This window comes from Methanolobus vulcani (assembly GCF_900100715.1).
In the GTDB taxonomy this organism is placed as follows: domain Archaea; phylum Halobacteriota; class Methanosarcinia; order Methanosarcinales; family Methanosarcinaceae; genus Methanolobus; species Methanolobus vulcani.
This window is the reverse complement of the sequence record NZ_FNCA01000002.1, coordinates 209,881-225,940: the sequence shown is the minus strand read 5'-3', so window position 1 is coordinate 225,940 and position 16,060 is coordinate 209,881. Positions and strand designations below refer to the sequence as shown.

The following is a 16,060-nucleotide window of genomic DNA, read 5'->3' as shown; positions in this document are numbered from 1 at the left end:
AACTAGAACGAATTGTAAGAATCTATCAAAAATAATCATCCACATAACACCCACAAATATTTTAAGAGATTACTGTGACTTTGAAACTGGAAGAAAACAATGATAAAAAAAGACCTGCTCATCGATAACATCCTGGCTATCCTGTGGGGAGAGAACAGCTCAAAGCTATTTGTTGCAGTTCATGGGAACATGTCACACAAAGCAGATGCTCCAATTTCCATTCTTGCCGAAGAAGCAGTTTCCCTGGGGTACCAGGTTCTTAGTTTTGATCTTCCACAGCATGGAGACAGAAAAAATGAATCTACACCTTGCAAGGTTCAGAACTGTGTCAGCGACCTCTGCAAGATAATTCACTATGCACAAACAAAAACCGATGATATCAGTCTGTTTGCCTTTAAAAAAATTCCCTTACGTCAGTGCCTCTTCCTTTCTCCAGTGGTTAACATGGAACGCATCATTAACAACATGATGAACTGGTTCAACGTGAGTGAGGAACAACTGAACACAGAGCAGGAAATTCTCACACCTATTGGACAGATATTGTACTGGGATTACTATTGCTATGTTAAAGAAAATCCAATTACTCGATGGAATAGCCCTACTGCAATCCTTTATGGAAAAGAGGATAACATTTGCGAATATGATATTGTGAGTTCTTTTTCAAAGGATTTTAGTTGCGATCTGGAAGTAATGGAAAACGGTGAACATTACTTTCATACAGCAGAACATCTCAGCTTCTACAGACAATGGTTAGCAGACCATCTTTGAAGGTTGTGAGATCATCTACCTGAAGGCATCAGCTCTTCAAGCATCATACTTGTTATTTGATGCCTGATCTGGTCCCTGCGATCATAAGTAGACTTGTAATAGACAGTAATCTTCACACCATCGCGGTCTGCACCAAGGAAAAAACTTACACTCACATCAAGGCTGTTCCATACTTTATCTTTAAGAGCCTCGATCTTTGCTGGCAGGTTTTCGGGGACCTCATCCATTCCAAAATACATATCGAACACATTTCTGAACTTACCCCTTCCATAATTCTTAATGGGTTCTTCAAGGAACTTCTTATTTGGTATTTTGAAATAATCATCAGACATTTCCGGCATTGGACTAACAACCACATAGAAAAGTCCTATGTGTTTTACCTGACCCTCAAGATAATCATCCTCTCCCACCCTGATGTAATCGCCTATCTTGAATGGCTTTTTGGTAAGCAGTATGAACCAGATGAAATATGAAAGGATGACATCCCTTATTGCAAACGCAAAACCTGTGGTTATCAGACCAAGAAAGAGAGCAATATTGCTTACAGTGCCACCAAGAAGTGAAAAAGCCACCAGTGTTGCAATGAGATATACAAACCACAGGTACATCTTACCCATAAGTATGCGCTCTTCGATTTCTCCTAATTCTTCAAAGTAATTGAGAAAACGATTCACTGTAAGTTTTGTAAAAAGAGTTGCAACTGCATACGATACAAAAATAGTGACTAATACCTTCAGTGTTCCTGTCACCACATCAGGAATATCAAATATCTGATGTTCATCAACAGCAATAATTCCCAGAGCAATGGCTATGAGAAACACAAAGAACATGAAAAAAGTGTTCAATGATTTATGAACAAGTTTTGATTTTACATAAATAAGTCCACTACGTGGTGTCTTTTTAACCATGTATAGCTTGCTCCTGTTACAGAGATAATTGTTTTTCTATACTCAATTTTCTATGTATATCATTCTATCGATTTTTTGACAAAAAAAACGTTAGATAGTATAGCGACTGGCGATATGAAATCATAAAGAACATTACATAATACTTCCATGAAATAATACATTATATAAAAAGATTAATTAAACAGTTAGAAGTATAGTTAAGTACCACGTCGGGAGGGAGTTTACATAAAAGCAAAAAATCAAATCATTGTACTATTAGTCATTCTGTTTTCTGTTATTTCTGCCAGTGCCTTTTTACATTCCAGAACACTCGGAAATCATGAAAATATGAGCGAAGAATATAACCTAAGTACTGTATCAGATGGACAGAAAAATATCACCTCTCAAACAAGTGCTGTAAACACCAAAATAGAACAACGCACAGGAATTGTTTCTAAGGTTGACGTTGGTTCAGTTTCCATCAAACTACCTGAAGACTGGGATTACAATGAAACTGTCATAATAGACACAGAAAAATTGAATGCTTTCGCAAGAAATGGAACTTTGAACATTGCTCTTATGGATGAAGACATTGATATTGTAATCCAGGTAATAGATGACCGTGACCAGGATGTAATCCGGTACAAAGGTTTTGCACAGGAGAATCCCGATTACAACGTAGATATGTCTCTCAGAGGAGAGGAAGTATATGCATCCATAACAACCTATGACAGAATGTACAGTATCTTCCCTACTGATGTTGTAGCTGACGGAAAAACTGTCCACTATGTAGCTGTTTACGACATAACGGATTCAAGGTCAGAGCTGGAAAAATATTCTGTAGACCCTCTTACATTTGATATAATCAACGAAGACAGTTTAAATCACGAATTTTCTGTAGAGGTCTTTGATCCGTATAACAAATCCATATTTAATGAAAGTTATTTGCTAAACCCTGGTGAGACAATTCAATCACCGGAAATAAGCGAACAACTTGGATTACATCATTATGTGTACTCGCTGGATAATGGAGAATCATTCGTACTATATGTAAGAGTTGAACGTGCAGCAAATCTAGGTTCTTCTGAAAAGGCCTCATTTGAAATAACAAATGATCCTGCGAATCAATTGTTGGTTAGTACCACAATTGCATAATCTAACTTTTTCAGCTGGGAAAAACAGAAGAAAAGAAAGAAAAGTACCAGAAGTTCATTTCTGGTACTTATCGATAATTTCCTGGAATGAATCAGCAACATATGAAAGATTTTCCCTTCCTACCTGGAAAGTACTGAGCTTGAAGTACTTGGTAAGTCCTGACTTGATACCATGGATATTACGCTGCTTAAGCTCCTTGTAAAGGAAATACCTTCCCTTCTTTGCGGTCTGCGAGATCTCATAGAACACAGGAGCCTCAAAGAACATCAGGTCGTGGTTGTGTGGTTTATCACCCATCTGCATGATGCCCATATCTTCAAGTTTGGCTGAGAACCAGCGTGCATCTGCAACCTCATTTTCCCAGTTCTGTGTCCTGCGTACAACCTCAGGGAATGATGCAATCATTGTCATCACAGTTGCACCCCTTGCAGTACATCCGAGAAGTTCGACCTCTTTTACCTTATGAGTTGGAGACTTTCTGAAAACGATGTCTGCATAGTCTTCCTTCACACCAAGCACACCAATAGGACCTGATGAAGCCATGGACTTATGCCCGCTTCCAACAACGAAATCCACACCCATCTTCTTTGCCTGGATAGGCATCCTGCCCACAGAATAAGCACCGTTGAGCATAAGAGGAATATCATAGCTGTGGCAAATATCGGAAATTCTCTTTACATCTGCAAGGTTACCATAACTGCCATCAGGATATGTGACCTGAGCAAGCGCAGGTGCTTTACCAGTTTCAGTGATAACCTCTTCAATAGCTGTAGCATAAGCTTCAACGTCTGTTTTGTATTCAGGACTTCCACTGTGTGGAACAGTCTTTACATTCAGCCTTGCACGTTGTGCAGCAACGAATGATGAATAGTGAGCAAGCTCATCAAGCACCACATAGTCACCTTCCTGAGCCATGGAATGCATGACTGCAAACTTGGATTCTCGCGCACCGTGGGTGATCCTCACGGCATCTGTATCCAGGAATGCAGGTAGTGCAGTATGGACAAATTCCTCAACTGGAGGTTTCTTGATAAGGTCAAGAACACCACCACAGAAATCACAGACCGAGTATCCGTCTCCCCATTCAACAAGTGCCTTGCGGGCATCTTCTGTGAGTTTACCGCCTGTCTGCAACGGATCAATATTTATCGCATCCTTTGGACCACGTGCGATAAATCCGAATTTATTAAGAATTGAATCATCAAGTTCCATAATATTACCCTGTAAATCTGTGAATTATACTGATATTGAACTTTCCAATACTAGTTAAAAATGTTCATTGTAAAATACTTCATACTATGCAATTAAAATTAAGACAAACTGTATAGTTCCAGCTAGAGAAAAAACATAATAAAATGAAAAAGAGCACCTAAGTGCAGCTTTAAACTAAATTAAATATCAATAGCTGTTTTAAAAACGCCAAGGAACTCATCACACTGAGTTACCATAACATTAGCAGCATCCTTGACCACTTCAATAGGATCGGCTCCATCTGTCTTTACAAAAAGGATAGGATCACTAATTGATACGTGTTTCATGTCGTATGTTGCTATCTGAACTCTCTTGTCATCGAGCAGAGCGGACTTGAGCATGTTGAGAAGAGTGTGGTTCTCACCAATTATCTCAAGATGCATCTCGTCTTCTGTTTTGTCAATGATCTTCAATTCCATCTTTATCTCACCATAAGTAATGTGTAATCATTAAATGATAATTTAAATTAATCTTAAACAATTCCGGTTCCGTAATCTGCAGAAATCTTTCTTGTCTCTGTGCGACCACATTCAGGACATTTCAGTTTCTTATTGTCCTTTACCATAGGGCTGTGACACCTTGAACAATATGCCTTCATAACTCCAAGGGACTTTTCATCGGTACTCAGACGCATATTCTGAGTGTTAATGACCTTTGCCTTGACAACGTCAGAAAGTGAAAACTCGTAGCCAAGGTTCTTGACATAGGAATCTTTCACATTGGATACATGAATTGCTGCAGCGCCATTTGTCTGGAACTCACGCTCTCCCTTTCCTTTGATCGCACCAATTTCAACAAGAGCCACTGAATCACGCATATTGACAACGCTTCCGATAACAATATCGCCTTCTTTGATCTCAGGAGGAATACTTGTCTGAGGTATTATGGAGATTGTTCGTGATTTTCTGTCAACTTTTACATATCCGGTGTTAAGTGAGTGAATATCTGCAACGTTGACATAAGTTCCTGCGCCTGCCTTGAACTCTTCAGTAGTTCCTACAAAGTCACCGGGCATTACAAATACAGATTCTTCTGTACTAAGTTCCTCTTCATCATCCATATCATCATCTTCTGTTGATCCTTTATCGGCCTTATTGTCTTTCTTTCCTGACCTTCTTTCACGGCCCTGTTCTTTTTCTTTGACAGAGTCTTCAGCAACCTTTTTAGGCGCCTCAACTACTTCTGTCTCTGAGGAAAGAACCTTTTCTTCACTTACCTGCTGGTCTTCAGAATCAGATGATTTGATCTTCCTGCGTGAAGTCTTACGTCTATTTCTTATCCTAATTAGAATCCCTTCTTATAATCTGAAATTATATAAAAATGCACAAATCCATGAATTCCTTCAAGTAAGAACCGCATTTCTTAAAATATTATCGCACTATCCGATAAATCTCTACTTTTACCATTTCTACTTCTTTTTTATGGAATTTAAATGTTCGTTTCATTGGAAATGCCGTTGAGTACCAGTCTGTTATCCTGGCATCACCTATGAACTTACTTATAAAATCATGGCTCCCGCAATTATGAATGGAATATATCACATCACTGGTTTTCAACGCACTTAAAAGAAACGGTCGATCATTGCCTTTGGCCTGAGCGCCGAACGGAGGATTCATGACAACAGTATCAGCGTGCCCTTCAACTTCGAAAATATCGGCATGGAGGAACTCAACATCAACACCAAGTTTTTCAGCATTCCTGCGGGCAACTTCCAGAGCCTTGTTATCAATATCAAAACCTATAACTTTCTCTGCTCCAAGAATCTTTGCACCAATTGCAAGCATACCTGTCCCGCATCCAAGATCAAAGACAGTTCCTTCCAGATCACCCTGCATATATGCAAAATGAAGCATTTCAGCCGCGAGTAATGCAGGAGTTGCATATTGCTCAAGGTTCACATTTGGAGAATCAAAACCTTCCACCTGCTCCAACAACATCTCAAGCTTACGTTGCTTCAATCTTATTCACCTGTGATCTCATCAAAGTAAAGGTCTTCCCATTCCCTTTCTCCAAGCACGATCTCAAATTCAAGTGGAGTCAGCATTGGAGCATGGAACCTTCCAACCTCATCAATAGCAAGCCGGGGACAGGCGGTGTTGATAAATGCATCCACCTTGAACTGCAATAACTGATCAGGAGTTACAAGGTCCATAGTGAAAATATGTGCATCCTTTCCATGAGATTTTGCCATATTTTTAAGCTTCATAGCAAGTTCCATGCGCTCCTGTCCGGGTTTAGATGACACAACAATACCAAAGACCTCTGCATCAAGGGATTTTGCAATGACAGCACTTCTCTGCCTCAGAACTTTAGAGTGATCTGCTACCCTCAACTCATTGACAAAAGGATCAGCTATAAGGACACGTTTCTTCATGGCAATTGAAACCCCGAGCGGATGGAATTGTCCGCTTCCAATGAAAAGATACTCATCACAATCTGCACTGCGGGCAGCGGAGAAATTACATCCAAGCACCTGACCAGGATATGCAATCTTGCTGTCACCGGAACAGATCACACATTCTTTTCCATGACGTTCCAGAACCTTAACAGCATCATTCAATTTGTGTACATGCTGTACCGTTGTGATAAGACCGATACGTTTGCCTTCCAGTCTGGAAGCTGCCAGTTCCACAACGTCCTGTACATCAACAGCCGACCTTGTCTCTATGAAATATACTTTCTGCGAGAGTTTGTTATCATCAAGAGGAGCATGCCCAAAGTGGAAAAGAATATCAACATCATTAAGCAGAGCAACGTCAAGGTCGCATGCTCCAAAACAGGGATTTCCGGAAATGAATACAGTTACACCTGTTTCATTCTCTATACGAGAAGCTATCCCCGGAGAACGCCTCTTGAAACCCTCGGGAAACTGCAAACCCACTACTTTTGCACCTGTATCATTAATTACAGAAATTATGTAATCAAGTCTGAAATCAAATGCTTCGCCGTTACTCATGTATATCCTCGATGGAAACGCCTTTCTCTGTCACATCAATGCGAACAAGTGTCTTTACATCAATACCCATTTCCTTAAGTCTGGAAACACCATCACCACGTTCAATAACTACAATAGTATCGGTTACGGTGGCACCAACTCCCTTAAGGGCACTCATCAATGCTACAAGGGTTCCCCCAGTGCTGATGACGTCATCCACAATAAGGACCCTGTCACCTTCTGAGATATCATTAATGTAAAGCTCACCCTTGGAATAACCTGTTTCCTGTGACAGTTTTATTTCGCCTTCAAGACCATAAGGTCTTTTCCTTATAATGCAGAAAGGAACCCCGGTCTTCATGGATATTGCAGTTGCAAGAGGGATCCCCATGGCCTCTATTGCAATAATCTTGTCAAAATCCCTGCTGACCATTCCCAGAATATGGTCAGTAACCTCTTGCAGAAGTTCCGGCTCAAGTCTTGGAACTCCATCCGATATCGGATGAATAAAATAGTGATATTTTCCTCTGTGAACGATTGGCGCATTCAGCAGGGATTCACGTAGTATCTTTAGCATAGTTATGGCTTAATATCTGACATTATATAAAGAGAATACCTATGTAAAATACAAACATCGATCATAATCGATGATTTCAAGTAAAATTGTTGATTATAACCGGATATTTGAAAATAAACAAAATCAAAAGAAGTAATTCAATAGCAAAATTAAAGATCATGTCCAATTAGTATATATCGGTGTCAGCTTAATTTAGGACGAAACGATACATTAACTATAAATCAAAAACCAAGCTCACGCCTGACATCTTCCAGATTTGAGATTTTACCGGCTCGTATCTCTTTGCGCGCTTCTTCAATATCCCTCTTGGTCTCTTCAGATAGCTCTTTTGTTTCCTCTGAAAGATCACATATGAACTCTTCATCTGTTTGCCCAGTCATGTTTCCAACAACCATTTCCAGATAGGTTTGACAATAATCATTCTTTTGTCTTGCAGAACAATTTCCTCTTCGGTATCTTCTGTCAATATCAGACCTTCTTTCAATTCGTACTCGTCCATTGCTTCCTTAAGGCCCTCTATCTCCCTTTTTCTAGTTTCGGGATCTTCAATATTCTGAGTTACCTGTATTGCCTCGCGTATTTCAAATCCATCTTTGATGACGAAATCACACTCTTTTTTATCCTTGTGGAAGTAGATCTCACAGTCCTTTCTTTTCAAAGAGAGAAACACGAGATTTTCCAGCATACTTCCACGATTTTCTGAGAAACGGAAAGAGATGCTGTTCGTAAGACCGTTATCTATGAAGTATACTTTTTTGTTGGAATACATCTGTTTTTTCAATGAAGGAGAATACCTGAGTATTGTAAAAACGAGGAAACTATTCTCGAAATAATTAAGATATTCCTTGACTGTCGTCGCGTTTGACAGACCAAGCATTTTCCTGAGGGAATTGAAACTGAATTCACGCCCGATATTGGATGCAAGATAATGTATCAAATCCTTGAGCGTTTTCTCATCAGACAGATTATATCTGGCGATAACATCCCGATAGATTATACTTTCGTAAAGTGACTTGAGATAATCGGTATTTCCATACATCAGATATTCAGAGATTCCGCCAGTTGTAAGATACTGGTTGAAATGCTTTTTTATTATTGAACGCGATTCTGTAAGATAGAAATCATCTTTACTGACGGAAATGTTGTTGAATCTGAGATATTCCCTGAAAGAGAACGGATAAAGAGTGTATGACAAATGCCTGCCTGTAAGTCGGGTTCCAAGTTCCCGGCTCAGCATGGAAGCGTTCGATCCTGTGATATAGACCTTATTTTTGCTGTCGTGCATACGCCTTACAAAAGTTTCCCATTTGTCGATATTCTGGATCTCATCAAAGTAAAAGGTATTCTCCAAACCATATAACTCAACATATATCTCATGAACTTTCTGAAAATCATCGATACTAAACCCTATCAGGCGTTCATCGTCAAAATTCAGGTAATACCGATTCTCTTTATTGATTCTTCTTATCTGCTGCATCAAAGTGGATTTACCGCAACGACGTATCCCATTGATTATAATGATAAATGGATTTTCACCTGAATCTTTTACCTTGTCGAAAATATCCCTCTCTATGAATTCTTCCTCAGGAATTGAGTTATGAGATATAACTGCCATTTTGAGGGTTTCAGTATCCATATACTCATATGGGAATGTAATCACTTATATTAGTTTTCATTGCCAATTATAAGAAACTGGCATTTATTATAAGTGGCAATTATAATGTTACTAATGATACCTTTTATAATTAACACCATAACAAAACTGCCGGAAAAATAGAATGCAAGGGATATCCAAATATCCCTTTCAAGCAAAAGCCGTTACCTGATCCCTCTCCTGCTTTATTGCAGAATAAAGAGCTTCTTTGCTAAGTGACATCGGATGATAATAACTTCCATTGCTTTTCATTGCAACCTCCTTTGCAAGCATTGAACCGGTTGCACTGATATCAACAACAAGAATATTGACACGGTGGTCAGCTATCTGCTTGCAGATCTGCATTATTTCCCTCTTGATATTGCCACCAAGATGAAGTGAAGAATTTGCAGTACCATCCGTTACAAGGATCATAATAGGAACAGCTGAAGGCTCTTTCTTCACTTCCCTGACAAGAGTATCAAGTCCCCTGAGCATCCCGGAAGCCATAGGAGTTGTGCCTCCAAAAGGAACTTTCTCAAGATACCTTTTTGCAGCTTCCACAGATGATGTGAACGGCAGCACCAGTTCACCGGAACGACCGCTGTATGTCACCAGTGAAACCCTGTCCCTGCGCTGGTAAGCGTCTTTCAGCAGTGCGAGAACAACACTTGTGGTAATCTGAACCTTATCGCTTTCATCCATTGAACCAGATGTATCAAAAACAATGTTGATCAGACTGGAAATACGTCTTCTTCGTACTTTCTCCCTTATGTCACCTTTCTTGATCTCGATCTTGCCATCCTTTGCATGATGAGCAGCAGCCCTTACAGTTGGAGCAATGGCAATATCAGTGATCTTCTCCCCGGGCATTCTGTATCTTACATAACGACCACGCTTGCTCTTGGTAAGTACCTCTGCACGCCTTCCGGATTTCAGCCTGCCAGCTGCAAGTCTCTTCTTCTGGGAACTGCGGGCAAAATCATTGAGGATCTTACCAACTGTCTTGTCCTCTTTCAGGTCATCAAACAGTTTACTGGATTCTGATTTAGAAACTCTTGAATCACCCTCTAACTCTTTCTCAAGTTCAGCATGGCTGAGAATAGGAACGTATTCCTTTGGAGTGAGGTCTACGCATACTTCAGGTTCATAAATACATATTTCCGCAGATTCGTTTTCATCTACTTCAAGGAGAACTTCATCAGGAAGAGAAGCAGGAACTTCAAAAGATAGCTCCTCAACAGGATAATCAAGCTCCTGAGCCTCCTGATGTTCTTGATCTTCAAAACGTTCCTGAATTTCAGGTTTATCATTTACTGTTTTATCATTAAATTCAACTTCAGGAACTTCCTCATTTTCAGCAGGTTTCAGAATGTCAGCAAAAATCGACCTTTCAGGATCAATTTCCTGAGTTTCTGCTTCAGCACCGACAAAAGCATCCTCCGGAATAATATCCTCTACGAGGGAACTGTCAGGTTCTGAAGTATCCGGAGGTAGAATGATAGCATCGTCAATGGACACTTTCTCCTGAGCATACCTGAATACATCTGCAATAGCTGAATCTGATGTTCCGATAAGAGGTTTGAAAAATGTTTCAGGCTCGATTGACATATGATCTGAATCCGCAACGATGCAGACATCTTCGATCTCACCTGGCCTTATCTGCTCCATATTTGCGTACAGGTTCTCGTACAGGACATCCGTATCCTCTTTGGAAAACTCTGAAACAGAATTTTGGGGGATACGCAGCCCAAGCACAGGATAACCCAGATACAACACTTTTATGCCATAATTGCGAGGAAGATTCCTGCGCAGGCGCTGAACAAGTTCATCGTCCATCCCCGCACCTCTTTCATACCTTGCCGTCAACGACCGCTCTTAACTGGTCAACACTGAACTCTTCTTCCTCAAATGGTTTCTTACGCATCCTGTGAGGCAGTACCATTTCAGAAGCTTCGATGATATCATCATTTGTGATGCGTTCCCTGCCCTCATAAGCAGCATTTGTCCTGGAGGCACGCTCGATCATGATATCTGCGCGGTGTCCGTCCACATTAAAAGCAATACAGATCTCTGCAATTGTACGCAGGTTGTCCCTTGTTGTAGTTACACGTGGAAGCATCTGCATAGCTTTTACGATCTTTGAACGCAGTTTCTCCTGTTCAGCCTCGAACTCACGGATGAACTGTTTTGGGTCATCGTTGAACCTGTTACGTCGTTCTACAATTTCGATACGCTGTTCAACATCATAGATACCGGTGACCTCCACCTGCAATGCGATCCTGTCAAGCAGTTGGGGACGAAGCTCACCCTCTTCAGGGTTCATACTTCCAACAATTATGAAATTAGCAGGATGGCTTACGCTTACACCTTCACGCTCAACGGTATTCACACCCATTGCAGCAGCATCCAGAAGTGCATCAACTACGAAGTCATCCAGCAGGTTAATCTCATCAACATAAAGAATCCCGCGGTTTGCCTGGGCAAGAATTCCCGGATCAAAAGCCTGAACACCCTGGCGCACGGCTTTTTCAATATCAAGACTGCCTACAACCCTGTCCTCTGTTGCACCGACCGGAAGGTCCACGACTCTCATCTGGCGTCTGCCAATGTGCATTGTACCTTTGCGTTTCTTCTCCAGACATTCCCAGCAGAACTTTTCAGGATCACTAGGATCACAATTGAACTTACAGCCCTCTACCATTTCGGTCTCAGGTAATATTTCGGCCAGACCTCTGACCGCAGTTGATTTTGCAGTGCCTTTCTGACCGCGTATAAGAACACCACCAATAGAAGGATTGATAGTGTTAAGGATGAGTGCTCGAAGCATTTTCTCCTGTCCGACTATGGCAGCTATCGGATAAAGTACTCTTTCCGTTTTAGTAGCCTGTCTGGCAATATCCTCCAGATATTGTGACGGAGACTCGTTTTCTACTACTTTAGGGACCTCTGTTACAGTCCCGGTGATACTTGAACTCATATTATCGCCTTCCCAGCATGAAATCTTGACTTTTGTTTGTTGCTTCTTTTGTTATTGCTTTTAGTGTTCCTGAACCTTACAGATACCTCAGAATTATTGCAGAGATAAGTGCCATGAATAGGAGAATTAGTCCACCTATGAAGAATCCGAACACAACTTTTGTGTGTACTTTCTTTTCTGCATTTTTTGCCATTCCGTTGAGCTCATAGAGAGAGAATGTGGAACTTAAAAGAAAGAGAATGGCTGAAAGAAGTAACAGTGATCCTGCAACAAGAATATATTCTGCTGTCCATGTCAGCGCCTTAGCATTCAGAAGATCAATAAAAAAGTCTTTCCCGTGCCTGATATATGAAGCCGTTATCCACATCATAGTGTAAGCAATTTCTGCAGCGCCCATTATCATTGAGCATAATGCAGCTGTCATAAGCGTGACCATCATCCCTATGTCAGGGATCTTCAAATCTATTTTCCATTCATCACCCACAATTTCACCTTAAGAATATGTTTTGTTGGTATGCCCTCAAATTGGAGATATGGAATATATGCATTATAATAATAAAAATATACTTATTAAACTAGTTACTATGCTGCGTTAAATAAAAAAGAAAGTATGCAGAGCAAAAGACAGGTTCTGCATTATTTAGAACTGTTTCAGCACAGTTTCTGCAAGATTCCTGCTTACATTCACAGCCTTCATCAATGTATCAGTTCTTGAAACACTGCACCCAAGACCACTGAAACGTCCAACGTCAATCGGGTCACGCTCATCGATTATCAGATGGTCAAGGAAATCAGAATAGTATGAAGCAAGACCATAAGAAGAAACTTCAATACTTCTTGCAGTCATAAGTTTACCTGCCGGACCACTTACAGGTTCAGTTCCGATTATAGGACTGACTGCAACAACCTTTTTCTCTTTCAGAATATCTCTCATTCCAGGAAGCTCGATTATTGGTCCGATACTTGTTATCGGATTGCTCGGACCTATCAGAACATTATCTTCCCTTTCAAGTGCCTCAACAACAGCCGGAGAGATACTTGCTTTATCAATACCTTCCTGGCATACTTCCAGAACCTCAGGCCCTCCATGTTTTCCAACCCAGAAATCCTGAAAATGCATCTTTCCTTCCGGCGTGCTAATCATGCTTGAGACGGGATCATCAGACATAGGGAACACATTAGCCTTTACACCAAATGACTTTGAAAGACCGACTATTGACTCGGTAAGTGTGAGACCGCTTCTGAGCATGTCTGAGCGCATGATATGGGTTGCACGATCAATGTCACCGAGCATCATGACCTCGTCATATCCCAGTTCTTTCATAGCCCCGTGGGTACGATATGTATCATCCTTCACACCCCACCACTTTGAAGTGTCAAGCCTGCCTGAAAGCAGATAAAGCACAGTATCAATATCGGGTGTTATCAGGTTTCCTGAAACCCATATATCTTCCGCAGTATTCACCACAACAGTGATCTTTTCTTCCGGGTAAACTTCGCGAAGGCCATTCAGTAATTTGGGTGTGCCGGTGCCGCCTGAAAAGATTATCATCTTAGTCCATCTCCTTGCCAGTTTTCCTTCGTTATACGGTTCAAGCTATATAAGTAAAGACCTCGTAAATTAATATAATTCATATCAGAAGAATAAGGAGAAGGGAAATTGGAAAGATCAAGTAAAATATTGATTTATGGACTTCTGGCCATAATCATTGTGGTTCTAGCACTCACTGGGATAATTGTAGCTATCATGCAGGTTCCAATCGAAGGGTCAGGAGATGTAGCAGTCATAGACCTTGACGGAACCATTTATTCCGGAGGAACGGAAGAAGGTCTATTCAGTGATTATCAGCCCGGGGTTGAGGACTATATCGAATGGATAGAAGATGCGCAAGATGATGATGGAACAAAAGCTATTCTCATCAGGATCAACTCTCCCGGCGGAGAGGCCATTGCCAGTGAGAAACTTGCAAGGGCTATAAAGGAAGCATCTGAAAAGAAAGTTGTTGTGGCATACGTTGAATCAATGGCAGCTTCCGCAGCTTATCAGGCGGCATCATCTACTGATTATATTGTGGCTGAAAAGCAGTCGCTTGTTGGTAATATCGGAGTAAGAATGGAAATTGTCCATTATTATAGCCTGATGGATGATCTTGGAATTAACGTGACAACTATCAAAAGCGGTGAATACAAAGACATAGGTTCCCCCACAAGACCCATGACGGAAGAAGAAAAGGAAATGCTTGGTTCAATTGTGAATGAAAGCTATGAAGATTTTGTTTCCTGGGTGGCTGAGAACAGGAACATGACCCTTGAGGAAACCTACAAGGTTGCTGACGGCAGGATATACAGTGGTTCCCAGGCCAAGAAAGCAGGGCTTGTTGACATGGTAGGAACAGAGGAAGATGCAATCGATATTGCTGCAGAGATGGCAGGCATTTCCGGGGAACCTGATCTATATGAATACGGAGGAAAATCATCCGGTTTTCTGGGAATGAAACTCAATGATGCTCTGTACTCTTTTGGATATGGTTTTGGAAAAGGATTGGCAGGTACATCTGTTGAAGAAGCGTCTCCATCCTATGGAATGTATTTCTGAGAGAACTAACATTGGAAGAGAGCAGAAACAGAAACAAGTGCAAAATCATTATAAGATGAAGGATATGTAGGTTGTATGAAAGTCATCCGTGACCCTATACATGGATATATTGAGCTTGACCCGCTCACATTATCAATAATCGATTCATCGCAGATGCAGCGACTTAGAAGACTGAGCCAGCTTGGTCTGTCAAACCTTGTGTATCCCGGAGCTAACCATTCACGTTTTGAGCACTCTCTGGGTGTCATGCATCTTGCCACCATGCTAACCGGAAAGATAGATTCCGTCACAGATGATGAAAAAGAAGAACTCAGAGTTGCTGCTCTTCTCCATGATGTAGGACACGGACCATACTCACATGTAACAGAAAACCTTACAAAACTTTACACAAGACAACACCATGAGGATGTTCGTGACATTCTTAAAAAAGGTGAACTTGGAGAGATTCTCAGTGATAATGGCCTGAACCCTGCAACTATTGAGGATCACATACAGGGGAAGACCGATCTTGGAAAGATACTCAACAGTGAGATCGATGTAGATAGAATGGACTATCTGGTAAGAGATTCTCATTACACCGGTGTTGCTTTCGGTCTTGTTGACCATGTAAGGCTCATCAATGAGATGAAGTTCTACGAGAACAATCTTGTAGTGAATTCCGGCGGTGTCAAGGCGGCGGAATCACTTTTGGTTTCCAGATTCCTTATGCATCCATCAGTTTACTACCACCACGTTTCAAGAATCGCTGAGACGATGTTTACAAGAGCAGTTGATGACCTTATCCAAAAAAGGTCACTTAATCCTTTCGACCTCAGGAAGATGGATGACTCCAGACTGCTGGAAATGATACGTAACGATGACGGGTATGCAGGTGAACTTGCACAGCGACTTGACAACAGGAAACTCTACAAGAGGGCGATGTATGTTGGATTTGAAGAAGTCGGCGAGGGAGTTCTAAAGCACCGAAAGAACATCAAAAGAGTAGAAGCTGAGATTGCGGCAGAAGTGGGAATAGAACCTGAATCTGTGCTTATTGATATTCCCAGAAATCCGGAAATAGCTGAAATGAAAGCTCTTGTAAAAGTCAATAACAGAATGCTTCGGCTTGACGAGGCATCTCATGTTGTTGCCACCCTGGAGCAGGCACACCGTGACAACTGGAAGATGGGAGTTTATACTCCAACCGAATATAGGGAAGCTGTTGGAAAGGCAGCAAAGAACTTCTTTGAAGTTAAAAGAACCACGAAACAGTTCCGTCTGACAGAAATTGAGGAATAA

At 41.1% G+C, this 16,060-nt stretch carries 17 protein-coding genes; 4 read left to right on the top strand and 13 right to left on the bottom strand.

Annotated features, from left to right (window positions below; translation table 11 throughout):
• The first annotated feature begins 99 nt into the window (after nt 1–99).
• The gene (locus BLP52_RS03700) at nt 100–768 is read left to right on the top strand and encodes an alpha/beta hydrolase (protein ID WP_091708813.1); all 669 of its coding nucleotides are present in this window, start codon (nt 100–102) and stop codon (nt 766–768) included.
• 11 nt (nt 769–779) lie between these two features.
• On the opposite strand, the gene BLP52_RS03695 is transcribed toward BLP52_RS03700, so the two are convergent.
• Nucleotides 780–1,676, bottom strand: a complete 897-nt coding sequence (locus BLP52_RS03695; RefSeq protein ID WP_091708811.1) for a mechanosensitive ion channel family protein — start codon at nt 1,674–1,676, stop codon at nt 780–782.
• A 327-nt stretch (nt 1,677–2,003) separates the two neighbouring features.
• Here BLP52_RS03695 and BLP52_RS03690 point away from each other — a divergent pair, with 327 nt between their 5' ends.
• On the top strand, nt 2,004–2,810 hold the full coding sequence (locus BLP52_RS03690) for a hypothetical protein (RefSeq protein ID WP_091708809.1): 807 nt from the start codon (nt 2,004–2,006) through the stop codon (nt 2,808–2,810).
• Nucleotides 2,811–2,864: 54 nt separating this feature from the next.
• Here BLP52_RS03690 and pscS read toward each other — a convergent pair whose 3' ends face one another.
• From pscS to cofD, 12 genes are all read right to left on the bottom strand, one after another.
• Complete coding sequence (gene pscS, locus BLP52_RS03685; RefSeq protein ID WP_091708807.1) at nt 2,865–4,022, bottom strand: O-phospho-L-seryl-tRNA:Cys-tRNA synthase; 1,158 nt, start codon at nt 4,020–4,022, stop codon at nt 2,865–2,867.
• Nucleotides 4,023–4,201: 179 nt separating this feature from the next.
• On the bottom strand, nt 4,202–4,480 hold the full coding sequence (locus tag BLP52_RS03680; protein ID WP_091708806.1) for a DNA-directed RNA polymerase subunit L: 279 nt from the start codon (nt 4,478–4,480) through the stop codon (nt 4,202–4,204).
• A gap of 53 nt (nt 4,481–4,533) precedes the next feature.
• Nucleotides 4,534–5,121, bottom strand: a complete 588-nt coding sequence (locus BLP52_RS03675; RefSeq protein ID WP_091708804.1) for an exosome complex RNA-binding protein Csl4 — start codon at nt 5,119–5,121, stop codon at nt 4,534–4,536.
• Between the two features lie 310 nt (nt 5,122–5,431).
• Entirely contained in the window at nt 5,432–6,019 is a 588-nt protein-coding gene (locus BLP52_RS03670) for an METTL5 family protein (RefSeq protein ID WP_091708803.1), read from the bottom strand.
• A gap of 2 nt (nt 6,020–6,021) precedes the next feature.
• Nucleotides 6,022–7,017, bottom strand: coding sequence for a diphthamide biosynthesis enzyme Dph2 (gene dph2 / locus BLP52_RS03665; protein WP_091708801.1), 996 nt, complete (start codon nt 7,015–7,017; stop codon nt 6,022–6,024).
• Nucleotides 7,010–7,573 carry a hypoxanthine/guanine phosphoribosyltransferase gene (hpt, locus tag BLP52_RS03660; RefSeq protein ID WP_091708799.1) on the bottom strand — a complete coding sequence of 188 codons (564 nt, stop codon included), beginning with the start codon at nt 7,571–7,573 and terminating at the stop codon, nt 7,010–7,012. Before hpt ends, dph2 begins: the two co-directional genes overlap by 8 nt.
• Nucleotides 7,574–7,794: 221 nt before the next feature.
• Nucleotides 7,795–7,953 carry a hypothetical protein gene (locus tag BLP52_RS14285; protein WP_154717783.1) on the bottom strand — a complete coding sequence of 53 codons (159 nt, stop codon included), beginning with the start codon at nt 7,951–7,953 and terminating at the stop codon, nt 7,795–7,797.
• A complete protein-coding gene (locus BLP52_RS03655; protein ID WP_091708797.1) occupies nt 7,950–9,209 on the bottom strand; it encodes an ATP-binding protein in 1,260 nt (419 codons plus the stop codon). Before BLP52_RS03655 ends, BLP52_RS14285 begins: the two co-directional genes overlap by 4 nt.
• 168 nt (nt 9,210–9,377) lie before the next feature.
• Nucleotides 9,378–11,045 (bottom strand): VWA domain-containing protein, encoded by a 1,668-nt coding sequence (locus BLP52_RS03650; protein WP_091708795.1) that lies wholly within the window; start codon nt 11,043–11,045, stop codon nt 9,378–9,380.
• A gap of 13 nt (nt 11,046–11,058) precedes the next feature.
• A complete protein-coding gene (locus BLP52_RS03645) occupies nt 11,059–12,186 on the bottom strand; it encodes a magnesium chelatase ATPase subunit I (protein WP_238380705.1) in 1,128 nt (375 codons plus the stop codon).
• A gap of 76 nt (nt 12,187–12,262) precedes the next feature.
• Nucleotides 12,263–12,670 carry a hypothetical protein gene (locus tag BLP52_RS03640; protein ID WP_091708794.1) on the bottom strand — a complete coding sequence of 136 codons (408 nt, stop codon included), beginning with the start codon at nt 12,668–12,670 and terminating at the stop codon, nt 12,263–12,265.
• A 156-nt stretch (nt 12,671–12,826) separates the two neighbouring features.
• The gene (cofD, locus tag BLP52_RS03635; RefSeq protein ID WP_091708792.1) at nt 12,827–13,738 is read right to left on the bottom strand and encodes a 2-phospho-L-lactate transferase; all 912 of its coding nucleotides are present in this window, start codon (nt 13,736–13,738) and stop codon (nt 12,827–12,829) included.
• A gap of 108 nt (nt 13,739–13,846) precedes the next feature.
• Between cofD and sppA the strand changes: the two genes are divergently transcribed.
• Together sppA and BLP52_RS03625 are read left to right on the top strand one after the other, a co-directional pair.
• Nucleotides 13,847–14,782 (top strand): signal peptide peptidase SppA, encoded by a 936-nt coding sequence (sppA, locus tag BLP52_RS03630; RefSeq protein ID WP_202905718.1) that lies wholly within the window; start codon nt 13,847–13,849, stop codon nt 14,780–14,782.
• A gap of 75 nt (nt 14,783–14,857) precedes the next feature.
• Nucleotides 14,858–16,060: an HD domain-containing protein gene (locus BLP52_RS03625; protein ID WP_091708790.1), complete on the top strand. Its 1,203-nt coding sequence runs from the start codon at nt 14,858–14,860 to the stop codon at nt 16,058–16,060.